Raw genomic sequence first — 18,744 nt, 5'->3', positions numbered from 1 at the left:
TATAGTGGGTGCTATTTGAGTAATTACTTTTCTGTCATGGGTTTCGCCTGATTTGATGTTCCAACCAAAAAAGATAAGCGGCACATGGGTATCATAGCTATAAGGCGTTCCGTGTGAGGTTCCTTTGGCGCCATATTCTATATAACCGGGTTTGTCTAACAGCACCATATCTCCATTTTGAGAAGCATCATAACCATTGGCAATGCAGTTTTGGTAATAATCGTTGCCTGTATTAGCCATTATTTCTTCTTCGGTATACACTCTTTTTATTTGGTCTTGGGTCATCAAGTAGTCATTGAAAGCTTGCTTTACTTTGCTTAAATCAAGACCTTTGGTTTTTATTTTTTCTTTGTCAAAAAACAAATTAAAGTTGGAATAATTTAGCACCAAATCCTCACCGAAAGTATCAGTAGAGAATTTTTTCATTCCTTTTACAATGTCTTTGGTTTCCACATTGATAACATTATATTTGTTATCGTTTAAGAATTTAGCATTTTCCGCTCCGGCATGATCGGCGGTGAGGAATAACAAATAGTTTCCTTTGCCTACGGCTTTATCAAGATAAGCCAAGAAGTCGGCAATGGTAGCATCCAAACGCAAATAGGTGTCCTGCAATTCTATAGAACGAGGACCAAGAATGTGCCCAACATAATCGGTAGAAGAAAAACTTACCGTTAGGAAATCAGTTATAGCATCATTCCCGAGTTGTTCTTTTTCTATAGCTCTTTTGGCAAATTCGGCTAATAAATCATTACCAAAAGGCGTAGCGCGAAGTATGCCTGCATCGCCCTTAGCATCATACATCGCTTTCAAATCATAAGGAAAAACGGGTTTGGCACCGTTCAATTTTCCTTCATATATATTGTCATCGGGTAGACTCTCGTTATAAGTTTCAATAGGTTTTAACAAATTCCATCCTTGGTTGATATAAGGTAAATAATGCCTTTCGGCATTGAAATCGGTTACCCAATTTGGTAAAGTTGTTCCATAAAAAGTACTCGAAATAAAACTTCCTGTTTTGCTATACCAAAAGGCCCAATTGGCAAAATGCCCTGCAGGGAGAATCGCTCCACGATCTTTCAAACTCATCCCTATTACTTTTCCTTTGAAATTAGTAGCTAATCGCAATTCGTCAGTAATGGTAGTGGTCAATAAATTTTTGGGCGACATAGCTCCTTCTTCTTTTGTACCTTCACCTAGAGTGGTAACCGAGGCATCATCGGTACAATACATCTCTTTGCCAATTTTTCTACTGAACCATTCGTTGCCCACAATACCGTGGGTTGCTGGTAAAGTTCCGGTATAGATAGAAGCATGACCTGGCGCAGTATAAGTGGGCATATAATTGTAATGCATGTTTTGAAAAGTATAGCCATCAGCCATCAATCGTTTAAAGCCATTGCTTGAAAAATCATTTTGAAAACGATACAGGTATTCCATTTTCATTTGATCGACTACAATTCCTACCACCAATTTTGGGCGATCTTGTGCTTGAAGATGCAATACAAAACCCAACACTATTATACTAACTAACTTTTTCATAAACTATTTGCTTCTTTTTTTGCCAATTCAAATTCGGCTATAATTTCTTTTATAATATCAGCTACTGGCTTTATTTCATGAATTAAGCCTGCAATTTGTCCAATTTCTAATTCGCCTTCAATTAAATCACCTTCAAACATGCCTCTTTTTGCTCTTGCTCTGCCCAAAAGCTCTTTGATTTCTTCCATAGTAGGACATTTTGTATATAACTCTTGGAGATCATCATAAAATTTATTTTTAATCAATCGCACTGGTGCAAGTTCTTTTAAAGTAAGTTGAGTGTCGCCTTCTTTAGTGTTGATAATTGTATTTTTAAAATTTTCGTGAGCTGAACTCTCTTTTGAAGCCGCAAAACGAGAACCCATTTGAATTCCGTCTGCACCCAAGACCATTGCTGCCAACATCCCTTTTCCTGTTGCAATTCCACCTGCAGCAATCAACGGAATGTTGATGTTTTCTTTCACCATTGGAATCAATGTAAAAGTAGTGGTTTCTTCTCTACCGTTGTGTCCGCCTGCTTCAAAACCTTCGGCAACAATAGCATCAACGCCAGCTTCTTGTGCTTTCAATGCAAACTTTGAGCTACTCACAACATGTACAACAATAATTCCGCTTTCTTTTAAGTGAGAAGTCCAAATTTTTGGATTTCCTGCTGAGGTAAAAACAATTTTAACTCCCTCTTTGATAATAATGTCAATGATTTCTTCGACATTAGGATACAACATCGGAACGTTTACACCAAATGGTTTATCAGTGGCTTGTTTGCATTTTTGGATATGCTCTCTTAAAACATCTGGATACATAGAACCCGCTCCTATCAATCCTAATCCTCCAGCGTTGCTTACGGCGCTAGCTAATTTATAACCACTATTCCAAATCATTCCACCTTGGATAATTGGATATTTTATACCGAAAAGTTGTGTGATTTTATTATTCAAAACAAAAGTATATCTGATTTAATTCTTAATTATCTTTCCTGATTGCACGAAACTATTACTTTTTATTTTATAAAAATAAATTCCTGAACTTAAACCTGCAACAGAAATAGAATCATTTGAATTTGTTTCTTTTTCTAAAACTAATTGACCACAATTATTATAAACAGAAATAGTAGCTTTATTACATCCATTGGGAAATGAAACAGAAAAATAATCTTTAACAGGATTTGGAAAAATCAAAAAACTTCTTTTATTATCATGGCTTACAGACAACAAAGCAGTATTTAAAGCCAATTGAAAATCTGGAATTCCATAACCATAATATATATCTGGATTAGTAAATCTATCTGCTGATTGTTTTACAAAATCCAATACTTGCTGATTAGATGCCCATGGAATTGCCTGCCAAAAACTAGCAATCATACCCGCCATTACTGGACATGAGAATGAAGTTCCGTTTGCAGTTTCAATTGTTCCAGATGTGTTTGAAACTGTAGTGTCAGCACCTTTAGCCATAACATCAGGTTTAACTCTTAGGTCAAAACTAGGTCCAACAGAGCTAAATGCAGCATAATTTCTATCGTATTGAACTGCTCCAACTGCTAACACATTAGTAGCTTCTGCAGGTACTCCAATATGTGGTTCGGAATTGCCACCGCTATTTCCTGCACTCGCTACCACAATCATTCCTTTACTGTAAGCACTATTAGCTCCTTGTGATGCAAAAGCAGTATTTCCAGTCATATCAGAATAGGCATGACTATAACTAGGATTGTCATAACCAAAATATCCCAATGAAGTTGAAATTATATCAGCTCCTAGTCTATCTGCTTCTTCGGCGGCTTGCACCCAATAACTTTCTTCTACTGGGTTTTCTCCAGTAACATCTTCAGTAATGAACAAATAATAACCCGCATCTGGAGCAGTTCCAACTAATTGACCTTCAACATAGCCCACCATACATGATAGCGTCATTGTGCCATGATTATGAGATGAAAAAACATTTGTATTTCCTGCAACAAAATTATAGCCTCCTAAATACAATCCGTTTGTAAACATTCGATTGAAAGGAACTATATTTTCGACTCCCAAAAATCCAGAATCTAAAACCGCAATAATTTTTCCATTTCCAGTATAATTAGCTTGATGTAATAATTGACCATTCAACATCTCAATTTGATTGGAAGAAGTTCCATAATTGAAGCTATTTTGAACATCCATTTCTTTATTTATCGATTTATATGGCTTTTGAATTGCCATTTTAGAATTCAAAGAATTATTAGCAAAATGAATGTGATGGACACAAGGCAAACTTATTAAAGCTTTAATATCTGAAATACTACCACGAATATGAAGGCAATTCAACCATTTGGATTTAGCCATAACGGTAATTCCAGTTGCTGAAGTTATTTGATTCACATAGGAAATTTCAATAGGCGCATCACTAATTGTCAATTCAATTCCTTGATTTATTCTCCTATCTAATGCTCTTTGAGTTAGTATTGTTAATGGATTGTCTAAAAAAGATGATGCATTAGGTTTATCATTAAAATATACCCAAGCATCTTCTTGTGAAAATCCACAAAAAGAAATTAGAAATAAAAATAGTAGCAGTATTTTTTGCATAACTTCTATTTTAGTAAAGTGCTAATTTATGAAATCACTCCAGAACCCACTAATTCATCTTCAATATTCCAAGCCACAAATTGTCCTTCAGTTATTGCTGATTGTGGTTCGTCAAAAGAAACATACAAACCACTTTCAAATTGATATAATGTAGCATTTTGCAATTCTTGTCTGTAACGAATTCTTGCTAAAACTTTCATAGATTCACCATTTTTTAGGGCTAAATCTTCTCGTATCCAATGAATTTCTGAAGACTGAACTTTCAACGTTTTTTTGTATAATCCAGGATGATTAGCACCTTGACCTGTATAAATAGCATTAGATTTTACATCAGTAGCAATTATAAAAAGTGCTTCTTTAGTTCCACCAACATTCAATCCTTTTCTTTGTCCTATAGTATAATAATGTGCACCTTGATGTTTACCAACTATTTTTCCTAATTCAGGAAAATAAGAAATTCCTTTGGCATCATAGGCTAATTGTTCTTCCAAAGAATTGAATTCTGGTATTGGTTTATTGTATATCGAATTAGTAGCCTCAATTTCATATATCAAGCCTTCTTTTGGTTTTAATTGTTGTTGCAAAAACTCGGGCAAACGCACTTTTCCTATAAAACACAAGCCTTGAGAATCTTTCTTTTCTGCAGTTACTAAATCTATTTGCATGGCAATTTCTCTGACTTCAGGTTTTGTTAATTCCCCAATTGGAAATAAAGATTTTGTCAATTGTTCTTGAGATAATTGACAGAGGAAATAGGATTGATCCTTATTGCCATCCTTACCAGCTAAAAGTTGATAAACTAATTTTCCATCTTTATTAATTTCCCCTTTTCGGCAATAATGTCCTGTAGCAACATAATCTGCACCAAGACTTAAGGCGATTTTCATAAAAACATCAAATTTAATTTCGCGATTGCACAACACATCAGGATTTGGAGTTCTTCCTTGTTGGTATTCGTTGAACATATAGTCCACGATTTTTTCTTTGTATTGTAGGCTTAAATCAACTGTTTGGAAAGGAATTCCAAGTTTTTCAGCGACCAAAAGTGCATCATTACTATCTTCGAGCCATGGACATTCATTGGAAATAGTAACAGAATCATCATGCCAGTTCTTCATAAAAAGACCAATGACTTCATAGCCTTGTTCTTTTAAAAGATAAGCAGCGACACTAGAATCTACTCCACCAGAAAGTCCAACTACAACTCGTTTCATTATAAAAAAATATGCAACAAAGTTACCGCAAAATCTGTAAAATAGTATACTTTACTAACCGTTAAAATAATTTAATCGAAGTCAAAACTATTTTATCTTCCCATTTTGTTTTTGATGTCATTATCAAAATCAGGATTAGGTTTTTCTACTTCTTTAATTTCTACATTTACATCAGACTGATTGGGCATCATAGGTTTCTTAAAAGGTATGTTTTGATAATTCATATTGACATCTTTCAATTTTCCTTTGACAAGCATTTTCCAAACACCTGTTTTTTTTCCGTTTTTAAAAATTCCTTGAGCTGCGATTTGGTTTGCTGCATTTTTAAAAATAGCTAGTCCTTCAAATACTCCTTTCTTATAATTGCTTTCTTCTAGGACAGTTCCGTTCTCGGCATAACTTTTATAAACTCCATTTTTAATTCCGTCTTTGTATGTTGTTTCTTCTGCAATTGCACCACTTTTATAGAAAACTTTTCTAATGCCATTTAATTTTCCATTAACATAATATTCTAAGGTCATCATTGATGGCAAGTCTTCGTGATAATATTTCCATTCTCCTTCAAATTGCTTATTCACAACTTTTCCTTCGCTTACTTTATTTTTATTTTGATTGTAAAAAATAGTGTAGCACGAATTATCTTTCGAATTAAATTCTCTTGTTGCGATTACTGTTCCCGCTTTAGTATCATCAAAAAACTTAAATATCCCAATTTCTTTTCCGTGTTCAAAGATTCCTTCATACCTTGGCCTTTTAGACTCTTCGTAAAAACCTTTCCACAAGCCGTGTTTTTTGCTATTCTCATCAAGTTTGTTAAAATCTTGAGCAATAGAAAAAGTTGTTGTTAAAAGAAAAATTAGAATATATTTCATCTTAAAATATTTATTGTGTAACGTTTAAAAATCATTTAAAACTAAAAATGAATATCTTTTGGTTTAATAAAACGAGAAAAGATAAAACTAAATTTTTATACTTCCATTAACCAAAAATAAAAAACTCTGCTTAAAGATATATTTTTAAACAGAGTTTTGAAAATTATAGTATCAAATATTATTTCTTTTTATTTTGTAGTTGCTTTTGTGTTTCTGCTTGTTCCATCATTTCGCGCATTTTTTTCTGGAATTTACTTTCTGCTTTGGGCTTTGCTTTATTCTCTTGAATTTGAGCATGAATCTTATCGCTATTGATAAAATATTTTTTGATAACCAACATAATTCCGATGGTAACCAAGTTAGAAATAAAATTATATAAACTCAATCCAGAACCATAAGTGTTGAAGAAAATCAACATCATTACAGGAGAAACATAAATCATAATTTTCATGATTTTACCCATATCAGGCATTCCCTCTTGGGGCGGTTGTGCCATAGCTTGATCACCTGAAGTCATTTTCATGTAAAAGAAAATCGCAATGGCTGCTAAGATTGGGAACAAACTTATATGATCGCCATAAAGAGGAATATGAAATGGCAACTTTGCTATTTGGTCAAAGGATGATAAATCATTTGCCCAAAGAAATCCCTTTTGTCTCAATTCAAATGCTGATGGGAAAAACTGGAACGAAGCATACATAAACGGTAGTTGTATCAATGCAGGAACACATCCTGCCATAGGATTTACACCTGCTTTACTATATAACTTCATCGTTTCCTGTTGTTTTTTCATTGGATCTTTTTTGAATTTTTCTCCAATTTCTGTAATCTCTGGACGTAATACTTTCATCTTTGCTTGTGACAAGAACGACTTAAAGGTAATTGGAGACATGGCTATTTTTATCAAAATCGTAAAGATGATGATGGCAATTCCTAATCCCATAAAAGAACTTAAAAACCCAAATAGTGGAATAAAAATAAACTTATTTATCCATCCGAAAACTCCCCATCCTAACGGAACAATTTTCTCAATATTTCGATCATAGCTTTTTAACGTTTTATAATCTGTTGGTCCAAAATACCAACTCATTTTATAATCTAGCTCCCCATTATTGAATGCTAAAGGAACAGTTGATTTGTATTGTTTTGTAAAAATGGTGTCTTTCTTTTCGTCATTAACTAAATTATCAGAATGCAGTTTTGAAGTTGCAAATGGCGTTTTTGTTAATAGAATTGTAGAGAAAAAGTGTTGCTTGTAAGCAATATAGGAAACTTTTTCAGGAGTTTCTTCTTTATCTGTTCCTTGACCTACATAATCAATTTTATCATCTTTATGCTCAAAATAAATTTCGGCATATCGATTTTCATAAGAAATACTTTTTTCATTTCTAAAGGTTTTTAAATCCCATTCTAAACCTAACGGTTTTGATGAATTCAAAACCGTATTTAATCCTTGTGAACGAACATCAAAATCAATTAAATACTTGTTTGGTGCTAAAACATATTTGTACTCCAAATATTCATTGGCACCCGATTTTAGTTTCATTGAAAGTAATTGATTATCTCCAACTTTCGTCAAAGTGGGTTCAAAAAACAAATCTTTTGTATTTAAAACACGATTATCTTTGGTTAGTAATTGCAAGTTAAAAGAAGCATTATTATCTTTAATCAATTCAACTAATTGCCCTGAATTCTTTTCGAATCTTTCAAAATTTTTCAAAGTAGCTTCTACAATAAATCCACCTTTGTTGGCAATTTTTAGTTTTACCAATTCGTTTTCCAGAGTAGTGAAGTCTTCTTTTGCTGAAGACAAAGTTGCCGAGTATGCAAAACTGCCTAATACACCTTGCAGTTTTTGTATTTTAACAGAATCAGTAACTGTAGAATCAGTAATTGTTTTTGCAACTACTTGCGCGGGAGTAACTTTTGGTTCAGCTTTTGCGGCTTTTTCTGTTTTCGCTTTTTCTTGTTGCTCTTTTAGTTCAGTTTGACGGTTGTTATACATAATCCACATTATGATTACGAAGATTAAACCAAATCCAATTATCGAATTAAAATCAAATTTCTTTTGTTCCATATACTGCTGAACTGAGTTCAGTATCTTTAGTTACTACTATTTTTTATTTTTTACCATTGCGGCTACAAAGCTAACAAAAATTGGGTGTGGATTTGCAACAGTACTTTTATATTCTGGATGATATTGCACGCCAATAAAGAACGGATGATTTTCAATCTCTACAATCTCCACCAAACCAGTTTCAGGATTGGTACCCGAAGTCTTTAAGCCCGCTTTTTCCAGTTGCTTTCTGTATTCGTTATTATATTCATAACGATGACGATGGCGTTCTTCTATTTGTGATTTTTCATAAATTTTATATGCCAAAGAGTCATCTACAATATCACATTTCCATGCACCAAGACGCATGGTTCCACCTTTAAATGTAATAGTTTTTTGTTCTTCCATCAAGGCTATTACAGGATTTTTTGTTTCCTCATTCATCTCGGTAGAATTGGCATCTTTTATACCAAGAACCGTCCTTGAATATTCAATTACTGCCATTTGCATCCCTAAACATATTCCAAAAAAGGGAATGTTATTTTCTCTTGCATAGCGGACAGTTTCTATCTTTCCTTCAATCCCACGACCACCAAAACCTGGAGCTACAAGAATTCCATCTAATCCTTGTAATTGTTCCGCCGCATTTGTTTCGTCGATATATTCTGAGTGGATACTTACCACATTAACTTTGGTTTGATTAGCTGCTCCAGCATGAATAAATGCTTCTAATATAGACTTATAAGAGTCTTGCAATTCTACATATTTTCCAACTAAACCAACATTCACAGTATGCTTTGGATTTTTTAATCTATGTAAAAAAGTGTTCCAATTTTTCAAATCAGGTACTACTTTTTTTGGTAAGTTTAATTTTTTTAAGGCAACAATATCTAGACCTTCTTCCAGCATTAAATTTGGCACTTCATATATTGTTGATGCATCTATAGATTGAATAACAGCTTCTCTTTTTACATTGCAAAACAGCGCTAATTTTTGACGCAATTCATCGGACAATTCGTGTTCAGTCCTGCAAACTAATATATCTGCTTGAATACCGCTTTCCATCAAAGTTTTAACGGAATGCTGTGTTGGTTTTGTTTTCAATTCACCTGCTGCTGCCAAATATGGAATTAAAGTTAAATGAACCACAATACTATTGGATTCACCCAATTCCCAAACTAATTGACGTACCGATTCTATATAAGGCAATGACTCAATATCACCTACAGTCCCTCCTATTTCAGTAATCACTATATCAAAATCGCCCGATTTCCCGAGCAACTGCATGCGTTCTTTTATTTCGTTTGTTATGTGAGGAACCACTTGAACTGTTTTTCCTAGAAACTCGCCTCTTCGCTCTTTTTCAATTACTGAAAGATAAACTCTTCCTGTGGTAACATTATTTGCTTGTGAAGTTGGGACATTCAAAAATCTTTCATAATGACCTAAATCTAAATCGGTTTCTGCTCCATCATCGGTAACGAAACATTCTCCGTGTTCATAAGGGTTTAATGTTCCAGGATCGACATTGATATAAGGATCAAATTTTTGAATAGTTGTTCGATATCCTCTTGCCTGTAATAATTTTGCTAAAGAAGCTGCAATGATTCCTTTTCCTAAAGAAGAAGTCACACCGCCAGTAACAAAAATGTATTTCGTTTGATTCATTGTGTAGTTTGTTGTGTTGTTGTTGTTGTGAAAAACGAGGCAAAAATACGATTATAAATTGATAATTGATAGTGGATAATTAACAATTAAAAATAAATTAAAGTACGCTTTACTACTTAGGATATTGCTTCTTAATATTGCGAACTAATTCTTCTAACCCGTTTAATTTAAGTTCGTAAACAAGTTGTAATTGCTCACCAAGTTGTCCTTTTGGAAAACCTTTATTACTATACCAAACCACATAATATTCAGGTAAATCAATTAAATGATAACCTTCATATTTACCAAAAGGCATTTTGGTATGTGCCAGTTTAATGAGAAGCTGTTGTTGTTTGTTCAATACTATTTCCAATTAAAAACAATTTCTTTTTTAATATCAGGATGCAAACTATAATGAACTGGACAAGTCATGGCTGTTCGTTCCAAAATAGTTTTAGTTTTTTCATCAGTATCTAAATTCATATGAAAAGCGACATGAATTTGAGAAATACGTCTTGGTTCAGCTGCCATTATCTTGGTAACTTCTGCTGTTGAACCAGAAAAATCAACGCCTAAGTCTGTTGCTTTTATACCCATAACGGTAAACATACAACTTGCCAAACCGTTGGCTACAGTATCCGTTGGAGAAAAAGCTTCTCCTTTTCCGTTATTATCAATTGGTGCGTCTGAGATGATTTCACTTCCGGATTGCAAATGTATTGAGGAGGTTCTTAACTCTCCTAAATAAGTAACTTTTGAAGTTGCCATTATAATGCTTCTTTTATGGATAAATCAGTATCGTAATACAATATGTAAATCCCCTTATTGGAATAACCATAGGTTGTATTTTCTACATAATCAAATTTGTTTTCTATTTGTTCGGAGGAAGATTTTTGAACTGTTTCCTCAAAAGTTCTTTCTTGTGACAAACGAATTAGCGTATCAAAAGTTATATCAAAACCACGAATTGCATATTGGTTTGGTGTAATTTTATTAATTTTCTTGTACTTAGCATCAAATTGATTGGCTTCATCTGTTTCGTTTGGTCTAGAAAGTGAAGGGTATAATAATTTAAGTTTAGTTAATCTAGTTAATGAAATTTCTTCAAAATCTAAAGTTTCATTTGGTTCCATAATAACCATTTGTATTTGATAGTCTTTTTGAAGATTTAACATAGCGGTAGTAGATGCTAAAATCATTCCTGTGCTTTCTGAAGCAATGATGACATAATTCATTTTTCCTTTTTGCAAATGAACTTTCAAACTATCAGCTAAAAAAGAGTTTTTGGTACTCAAACCAACAATTTTTGTATCTTTTTGTATCTCTTGAATATATTGTTTTACACTTGATTTTTTAGGATCTATCACTGCAATTATATTTCCTCCTTTACTTCTCATATAATCAAAAATAGAGTTACGCAATAATTCTGATGAAGGCATTGATTGATATAAATTAGAGAATTTTTTAACAACTTCTTTTGATAATGGGGATATAACAGGAATCTTTGTTGGTTCAACTAGTTCTGCTAACTTTTCTACATTAGATTGATAAAATGGACCAATAATGGCATCCATCTTTGACAAATCATATTGTTGCACCAATGCAGTAATATTAGAAGAGTTTTTAGTTTCTTGTGAATCTAAAATCTTTATATCTACATCCAACCCTAAAACCTTTGCAGAATCTATTGCCATTAAAGCACCTGAATAAAAATCTAAAGTTAGATTTAAAAACTTATCTTTTTTTAATCTTGCTTGTGTTGAATTTATAGTGTCGCTTTCTAATTTACTGATATTAAATGGAAAAAGTAATGCGAGTTGTTTCCTCGCATTTGTATTAATAGTTTTGAATAAATTTCCTTGTTCTTTTTTTGGAACAATTGCCTTTTTTAGCAGGGGCACTCTAAGAATCATTCCTAGTTTCGCACCTTTTTTCAACTCAGGATTTAGTTGCATTAATTCTACTTCTGAAATATGAAAATCACTAGCAATACTTCTAATTGTTTCTTTTGGTTTTACAACATATTCTTGAAGATTTTTTTTAAGACTAGTACTTAGTAGTGGAGTTTTTTCAACTTTTGGAGTAACTGGTTCTTTATTATTAGCTACAACAGAAGATGTAATACTAGATATTACTAGTTTTAATCCAATTGGAAAATCATTCACTATTTGTGGATTTAAACGTTCCAATTCTTGAATAGTCATTCCATATTTTTTAGATATACTATATTTAGTTTCTTTAGATTCAATAACGTGATAAGATACTTTTTCTGAGTAACCTTTAACTTTTGATTCTGATTTAATAATTGGTTTTTGAATATCATTACTCGAGGGTATTGTAATGTTTTGTCCAATCTTTAATCCATTATTCAACAAATCTGCATTTGCAGCTTTTAGGGCTTCAATAGTTAGATTATATTGTTTAGAAATGCTATATAATGTTTCATTTTGTAGTACTATATGAGTTGTTGGATTTGATTTAGGGGCATCGTTTTTTGCTAAATTAGAGTAGTTAGTGGGTACTGCTGTCGGGATCAACAACACACTATTCAACTGAATTCCATTCTGAGAGTCGGGGTTTAATTTGTAAATATCATAAGGTGTAACTCTATATTTTTGAGCTATAATAATTATAGTTTCTCCTTTAACTACAGTATGCTTTATATATTTATCTTGCATTGCTGAAACAGAAAACACAAAAGAAAAAATGGTTAGTACTATTGAAAAAAAAAGGCGATTTTTCATGAACTTAATATTAATTTAATGTATAAAGTTAAAAAAACTTTTTAATGTCAATCTAAAATAATGTTTTTTTGATTAACTATTTAATCTTAAAAAACTATTCCCATTCAATAGTGGCTGGTGGCTTTGAACTAATATCATACACTACTCTATTAACTCCTTTTACTTTATTAATAATTTCATTAGAAATTTTCATCAAGAAATCATAGGGCAAATGAACCCAATCAGCTGTCATTCCATCAGTAGATTCTACGGCACGAAGGGCAACAACCTTTTCATAAGTTCGTTCGTCACCCATCACTCCTACACTATTTACTGGTAGTAAAATAGCCCCAGCTTGCCATACTTTTTCGTATAATCCATGTGATTTTAAACCTTCAATAAAAATCGAATCTACTTCTTGAAGAATTCTGACTTTTTCTGGAGTTATAGCACCTAATATTCTGATTGACAATCCTGGTCCCGGAAAAGGATGTCTTCCTAAAAGTTCATCATCAATACCCAATGTTCTTCCCACTCTGCGAACTTCATCTTTGAATAACATTCGTAAAGGTTCCACAATTTGTAGTTTCATAAAATCAGGCAAACCACCCACATTATGATGCGATTTGATAGTTGCCGAAGGTCCTTTTACTGAAACCGACTCAATAACATCTGGATAAATAGTGCCTTGAGCCAACCATTTAACATCTTCTATACGATGCGCTTCTTCATCAAAAACTTCAATGAATGACTTTCCAATAGCTTTTCTTTTAGTTTCTGGATCTTCAACACCTTCCAAAGCAGCAAGAAAACGCTCCGAGGCATCTACGCCTTTCACATTCAATCCCATGTCTTTGTATTGGTGTAATACGTTTTCAAATTCATTCTTGCGAAGTAAACCATTATTTACGAAAATGCAATACAAATTTTTGCCAATAGCTTTGTGTAATAAAACCGCTGCTACTGTAGAATCAACACCTCCCGAAAGACCAAGAACCACCTTTTCATTTTTTACTTTTTCCTGTAATTCTTTTACACAATCTTCCACAAAAGCATTTGGTGTAAAATTCTGAGGTACTTCGGCAATTTTGACTAAAAAATTCTCTAGTAGTTGTTTTCCATCTGTCGAGTGATAAACTTCTGGATGAAACTGAATGGCATAAGTTGTTTCGCCTTTAATCTTATAAGCTGCATTTTCTACGTCGTGAGTACTTGCCAATTTCACGCCATTAGTTGGTAAATGTTTAATCGTATCACTATGACTCATCCATACTTGAGAATTGATGTTGACATTTTCAAAGAAAACTTCGTCTTCCTTAATGTAAGATAAATTAGCTCTTCCGTATTCTCTAATGTTAGAAGCCGCTACTTCGCCACCCGAAAAATGAGCTAAATACTGCGCGCCATAACATACTGCAAGCAAAGGATATTTGCCGCGAATGTCAGATAAATCAATTTTTAAAGCATCATCAGAACGAACCGAATAGGGACTTCCTCCAAGAATAATGGCTTTATAGGAAGATAAATCGGTTGGGTAATTATTGTAAGGAAAAATTTCGCAGAATATGTTTAATTCGCGAACGCGGCGAGCAATTAGTTGTGTGTATTGCGAACCGAAATCTAAAATAAGTACGTTGTGTTGCATGTGCAAAAGTAGTATTACTATTTGAAAAATAAAAATTCAATTTTGAAATATTATAAACTTAAAAAGCACCTCAGTTTGAGATGCTTTTTAAAATGATATCAAAAAATTATTTTTGTTTAAATGCTTTTACTCCAGGGAAATAAGCAGTATTTCCAAGTTCCTCTTCAATACGCAACAACTGATTGTATTTTGCCATACGATCGGAACGTGAAGCCGAACCTGTTTTGATTTGACCACAATTTAAAGCTACCGCTAAGTCAGCAATAGTGTTGTCCTCTGTTTCACCAGAACGGTGTGACATTACAGAAGTATAACCAGCATTGTGTGCCATATTTACCGCAGCAATGGTTTCTGTTAATGTTCCAATTTGATTTACTTTCACTAAAATTGAATTGGCAATTCCTTTTTCAATTCCTGTTGATAAACGCTCCACATTGGTTACAAATAAATCATCACCAACTAATTGCGTTTTGTCACCGATTAATTCAGTTAAGTATTTCCATCCCTCCCAGTCATCTTCATACATTCCATCTTCAATAGAGATAATAGGATAATTTGCTGCCAAAGACGCTAAATATTCGGCTTGTTCTTTTGAAGTTCTAATTTTACCTGTAGCCCCTTCAAATTTTGTATAATCGTATTTTCCGTCTACATAAAATTCAGAAGCTGCGCAGTCAAGCGCAATCATAACTTCGTCACCAAATTTGTAACCCGCATTCTCAACTGCTTTTTTAATAGTATCAAGTGCATCTTCTGTTCCTCCAGCTAAGTTGGGTGCAAAACCTCCCTCGTCTCCAACAGCTGTGGAAAGATGTCTATCGTGTAATACTTTTTTCAAGTTGTGGAAAATCTCAGTTCCCATTTGCATGGCATGTGTAAAAGAAGTTGCTTTAACTGGTATAATCATAAACTCTTGAAAAGCAATCGGCGCGTCCGAATGCGAACCTCCATTAATGATATTCATCATGGGAACTGGCAAAGTATTAGCAGAAACTCCTCCAATATAACGGTATAATGGCAGACCTAATTCATTAGCCGCTGCTTTTGCAACTGCCAATGAAACACCTAAAATAGCATTAGCACCAAGATTTGATTTGTTTGGAGTAGCATCTAATTCAATCATTAATTGGTCAATATGATTTTGTTCAAAGACAGAAACTCCCATCAATTCAGGAGCAATAGTATTGTTTACATTATTAACCGCTTTAAAAACTCCTTTGCCCATGTAAGCTTTTCCTCCATCACGTAATTCAACTGCTTCATGTTCTCCAGTAGAAGCGCCGCTTGGTACAGCAGCTCTTCCTAAAACGCCGTTTTCGGTGACAACGTCTACTTCTATTGTTGGGTTTCCTCTTGAGTCAAGAATTTGTCTTGCGTGAACTTTTATAATAATACTCATTTTTATGATATTTTGCTAAGTGATTAAATTTTATAATGATTACAAATATATTTTATCTTTTTTTATCAAATTGGCAATTCCATTGAATGTTATTAACGCAAACGTTTTAGTATCTATCAATGAAAATAGTTTGTAATTATTGTGCTTCTTCTAGTTGTTTGCTATTTTTAATGTTAGTTATAAAATCATTAAAAAGATATTCTGAGTCGTGTGGACCAGGACTAGCTTCAGGATGATATTGAACTGAGAAACAAGGCTTCGATTTCATTCGCATTCCAGCAACTGTATTGTCATTAATATGATAATGAGTAATTTCTAAATCAGGATTTTTTTCAAGTTCATCTCTATTAACAGCAAAGCCATGGTTTTGAGAAGTAATTTCTCCTTTTCCTGTCAAGATGTTCATAACTGGATGATTTATCCCTCTATGTCCATTAAACATTTTATAGGTTGAAACACCGTTGGCTAAACCAATGATTTGATGACCTAAACATATTCCGAAAACAGGTTTATCAGAATTAATCATTTCTTGAGCAGTAGTTATTACTTGTGATAAAGGTTCAGGATCGCCTGGACCATTTGATAAGAAGTAACCATCAGGATTAAAATCTTTTAATTGTTGAAAAGGAGTATCGTATGGAAATACTTTTATGTAACAATCTCTTTTAGCAAGATTTCTCAAAATATTTGTTTTTATACCTAAATCTAATGCTGCTATTTTATAGTTTGCATTTTCGTTGCCAAAGAAATAAGATATAGTTGTGGAAACTTTTGAAGCTAGTTCTAATCCTTTCATATCTGGAACAGTAGCAAGTTGTTGTTTTAATTCATCTATTGAGGTACCATCAGTACATATTACAGCATTTTGAGCACCGTTATCTCTTATATAACTTACTAAAGCTCGTGTATCAATATCTGAAATACAAATCAAATTTTGCTTTTCAAAATATTCCAATAAGTTACTTTCTGAATCTGGTCTTGAATGATTAAAACTAAAATTTTTACAAACCAAACCTGCTATCATAATTTTGTTAGACTCTACTTCGTTAGTATTTACTCCGTAGTTCCCAATATGTGGATTGGTTGTTACCATAATTTGACCAAAATAAGATGGATCGGTAAATATTTCCTGATAACCTGTCATTCCTGTATTAAAGCAAACTTCACCAAATGTTTTTCCTGAAATGCCTATAGATTTTCCGTAAAAAATCGTTCCATCGGCTAATAATAAGATGGCTTGTGGTCGTGTGTTGTATTTCATTCGTTGTAGTTATTATTTTTTATAAGTCTTATGCAGTCGCTTCTCTAATGTCAAAGTTGTAATTAGTTGTTTTGCAAATTTATGTTTTAATAAGTATTAGACAAAAAAAAAGGATAAACAAAATTGCTTATCCTTTATTATATTTATGAATTGGCAACCATTATGCCTCTTCTTCTTTTGATTCTTCGTCAGTTGCTGGAGCTTCAGGAGTTTCATCAGTTGGAGTTTGTTCAACTTCTGCAACTGCAGGAGATTCTTCAACAGATTCTGGAGATTCTTCTACTTCCGCTACTGCAGGAACTTCTTCAACAGCTTCTGGAGTTTCTTCAACTGCTGCTGGAACTTCATCAACTACTTCAGGTGTTTCCACTTCAACAGCTGGATTTTCCATTACTTCTTCTACTACTGTAGCAGCTTCTACATCAACTATTGGTTCAACTTCTTCAACAACTTGTGCTGTAGCTTTTGGAGCTGTGGTAGTTTCAGTCGATTTTTTAGCACGACGGGTTCTACCTTTTTTCTCCTCTTTTTTACCTCCGTTGTATAGTTCGTTAAAGTCAACTAATTCAATCATGGCCATATCAGCGTTATCACCTAAACGGTTACCCATTTTAATGATACGAGTATATCCACCTGGACGGTCACCTACTTTTGCAGCAACTTCTCTAAAAAGTTCCGTTACTCCATATTTATTTCTTAAGTAAGCAAACACTACACGACGATTATGAGTTGTGTCTTCTTTTGATTTTGTTACTAATGGCTCAACGAATTGTTTAAGCGCTTTAGCTTTAGCAACAGTAGTGATAATACGTTTATGCTCGATAAGAGAACAAGCCATATTAGCCAACATAGATTTTCTATGTCCAGTCTGTCTGCTTAAATGATTTACTTTTTTTCCGTGTCTCATTGCTATTGTAAATTTAAACCTTAACGGTTTAGATTATTCTTTATCTAATTTATATTTACCTAAGTCCATTCCAAAAGTTAAATTCTTGTTGGCAACTAATTCATCTAACTCTGTTAGCGATTTTTTACCGAAGTTACGGAACTTCATTAAGTCATTTTTGTTGAAAGATACAAGATCTCCAAGCGTATCAACTTCTGCAGCTTTTAAACAATTCAATGCTCTTACGGATAAATCCATATCAACAAGTTTTGTTTTAAGCAATTGTCTCATGTGTAATGATTCTTCATCATAAGAATCAGTTTGAGCAATTTCATCAGCTTCAAGAGTTATTCTCTCATCAGAGAACAACATAAAGTGGTGAATTAATACTTTTGCAGCTTCAGTTAAGGCATCTTTTGGATTAATAGATCCATCAGTTTTAATTTCAAAAACTAATTTTTCATAATCTGTTTTTTGCTCCACACGGAAGTTTTCAATAGCATATTTTACATTTTTTACTGGAGTAAAAATTGAGTCAGTAAAAATAGTACCAATTGCAGCGTTTTGTTTTTTGTTCTCTTCTGCAGGAACATAACCACGACCTTTCTCGATTGTTAATTCCATATTAAGATTAACTTTACTATCAAGATTACAAATTACCAATTCCGGGTTTAACACCTGGAAACCGGAGATGAATTTTTGAAAATCACCTGCTGTAATCTGGTCTTTTCCTGAGATGGAGATAGAAACTGTTTCATTATCTATATCTTCAATTTGACGTTTGAAACGTACTTGTTTAAGATTTAAGATAATTTCAGTAACATCTTCAACAACTCCTGAAATGGTAGAAAACTCATGCTCTACACCTTCTATACGAACCGATGTTATTGCATAACCTTCTAACGCAGAAAGTAAAACTCTTCTAAGTGCATTAC

14 protein-coding genes and 1 pseudogene are annotated in these 18,744 nt (G+C 33.2%); all 15 read right to left on the bottom strand.

Going from position 1 to position 18,744, the window contains the following annotated elements; all coding sequences use genetic code 11:
- Positions 1-1,542, bottom strand: a 1,542-nt coding sequence (pafA, locus tag ACOYLT_RS05815) for an alkaline phosphatase PafA (protein ID WP_422852919.1), incomplete at its 3' end; no start/stop codon positions are given.
- Positions 1,539-2,480 (bottom strand): NAD(P)H-dependent flavin oxidoreductase, encoded by a 942-nt coding sequence (locus ACOYLT_RS05810; RefSeq protein ID WP_422852918.1) that lies wholly within the window; start codon positions 2,478-2,480, stop codon positions 1,539-1,541. The genes pafA and ACOYLT_RS05810, both read right to left, overlap by 4 nt.
- An 18-nt stretch (positions 2,481-2,498) precedes the next feature.
- Positions 2,499-4,106 (bottom strand): S8 family serine peptidase, encoded by a 1,608-nt coding sequence (locus ACOYLT_RS05805; protein WP_422852917.1) that lies wholly within the window; start codon positions 4,104-4,106, stop codon positions 2,499-2,501.
- Positions 4,107-4,132: 26 nt separating this feature from the next.
- Positions 4,133-5,320 (bottom strand): tRNA 2-thiouridine(34) synthase MnmA, encoded by a 1,188-nt coding sequence (gene mnmA / locus ACOYLT_RS05800; protein WP_422852916.1) that lies wholly within the window; start codon positions 5,318-5,320, stop codon positions 4,133-4,135.
- Between the two features lie 92 nt (positions 5,321-5,412).
- Complete coding sequence (locus ACOYLT_RS05795; protein WP_422852915.1) at positions 5,413-6,192, bottom strand: toxin-antitoxin system YwqK family antitoxin; 780 nt, start codon at positions 6,190-6,192, stop codon at positions 5,413-5,415.
- Between the two features lie 178 nt (positions 6,193-6,370).
- Complete coding sequence (yidC, locus tag ACOYLT_RS05790) at positions 6,371-8,269, bottom strand: membrane protein insertase YidC (RefSeq protein WP_422852914.1); 1,899 nt, start codon at positions 8,267-8,269, stop codon at positions 6,371-6,373.
- A gap of 36 nt (positions 8,270-8,305) precedes the next feature.
- A complete protein-coding gene (locus ACOYLT_RS05785) occupies positions 8,306-9,916 on the bottom strand; it encodes a CTP synthase (RefSeq protein ID WP_422852913.1) in 1,611 nt (536 codons plus the stop codon).
- Between the two features lie 112 nt (positions 9,917-10,028).
- Positions 10,029-10,256 carry a DUF3820 family protein gene (locus ACOYLT_RS05780; protein ID WP_422852920.1) on the bottom strand — a complete coding sequence of 76 codons (228 nt, stop codon included), beginning with the start codon at positions 10,254-10,256 and terminating at the stop codon, positions 10,029-10,031.
- A gap of 2 nt (positions 10,257-10,258) precedes the next feature.
- Complete coding sequence (locus ACOYLT_RS05775) at positions 10,259-10,663, bottom strand: OsmC family protein (protein WP_422852912.1); 405 nt, start codon at positions 10,661-10,663, stop codon at positions 10,259-10,261.
- Positions 10,663-12,639 carry a LysM peptidoglycan-binding domain-containing protein gene (locus ACOYLT_RS05770; RefSeq protein ID WP_422852911.1) on the bottom strand — a complete coding sequence of 659 codons (1,977 nt, stop codon included), beginning with the start codon at positions 12,637-12,639 and terminating at the stop codon, positions 10,663-10,665. The genes ACOYLT_RS05775 and ACOYLT_RS05770 overlap by 1 nt, the downstream gene beginning before the upstream one ends.
- Positions 12,640-12,733: 94 nt before the next feature.
- Complete coding sequence (gene guaA / locus ACOYLT_RS05765; protein WP_422852910.1) at positions 12,734-14,263, bottom strand: glutamine-hydrolyzing GMP synthase; 1,530 nt, start codon at positions 14,261-14,263, stop codon at positions 12,734-12,736.
- Positions 14,264-14,369: 106 nt separating this feature from the next.
- Complete coding sequence (eno, locus tag ACOYLT_RS05760) at positions 14,370-15,662, bottom strand: phosphopyruvate hydratase (RefSeq protein ID WP_422852909.1); 1,293 nt, start codon at positions 15,660-15,662, stop codon at positions 14,370-14,372.
- A 136-nt stretch (positions 15,663-15,798) separates the two neighbouring features.
- Positions 15,799-16,923, bottom strand: coding sequence for a glutamine-hydrolyzing carbamoyl-phosphate synthase small subunit (gene carA / locus ACOYLT_RS05755; RefSeq protein WP_422852908.1), 1,125 nt, complete (start codon positions 16,921-16,923; stop codon positions 15,799-15,801).
- 439 nt (positions 16,924-17,362) lie between these two features.
- Positions 17,363-17,830 (bottom strand): annotated as a pseudogene (gene rplQ / locus ACOYLT_RS05750) (50S ribosomal protein L17); the annotation flags it as partial.
- Between the two features lie 33 nt (positions 17,831-17,863).
- Positions 17,864-18,744 (bottom strand): DNA-directed RNA polymerase subunit alpha (locus ACOYLT_RS05745; protein ID WP_422852907.1); only part of this gene is annotated, 881 nt, incomplete at its 5' end.

This window comes from Flavobacterium sp., assembly GCF_049318185.1.
GTDB lineage: Bacteria > Bacteroidota > Bacteroidia > Flavobacteriales > Flavobacteriaceae > Flavobacterium.
The sequence above is the reverse complement of the archived record's forward strand: the minus strand, read 5'-3'. Positions and strand labels throughout refer to the sequence as shown.

Bases quoted from the DNA above. Each gene is read 5' to 3' on its own strand.
- ACOYLT_RS05785 (WP_422852913.1), bottom strand. From the start codon at position 9,916: ATGAATCAAACGAAATACATTTTTGTTACTGGCGGTGTGACTTCTTCT.
- guaA (WP_422852910.1), bottom strand. From the start codon at position 14,263: ATGCAACACAACGTACTTATTTTAGATTTCGGTTCGCAATACACACAA.
- yidC (WP_422852914.1), bottom strand. From the start codon at position 8,269: ATGGAACAAAAGAAATTTGATTTTAATTCGATAATTGGATTTGGTTTA.
- eno (WP_422852909.1), bottom strand. From the start codon at position 15,662: ATGAGTATTATTATAAAAGTTCACGCAAGACAAATTCTTGACTCAAGA.
- ACOYLT_RS05795 (WP_422852915.1), bottom strand. From the start codon at position 6,192: ATGAAATATATTCTAATTTTTCTTTTAACAACAACTTTTTCTATTGCT.
- ACOYLT_RS05775 (WP_422852912.1), bottom strand. From the start codon at position 10,663: ATGGCAACTTCAAAAGTTACTTATTTAGGAGAGTTAAGAACCTCCTCA.
- ACOYLT_RS05770 (WP_422852911.1), bottom strand. From the start codon at position 12,639: ATGAAAAATCGCCTTTTTTTTTCAATAGTACTAACCATTTTTTCTTTT.
- mnmA (WP_422852916.1), bottom strand. From the start codon at position 5,320: ATGAAACGAGTTGTAGTTGGACTTTCTGGTGGAGTAGATTCTAGTGTC.
- carA (WP_422852908.1), bottom strand. From the start codon at position 16,923: ATGAAATACAACACACGACCACAAGCCATCTTATTATTAGCCGATGGA.
- ACOYLT_RS05805 (WP_422852917.1), bottom strand. From the start codon at position 4,106: ATGCAAAAAATACTGCTACTATTTTTATTTCTAATTTCTTTTTGTGGA.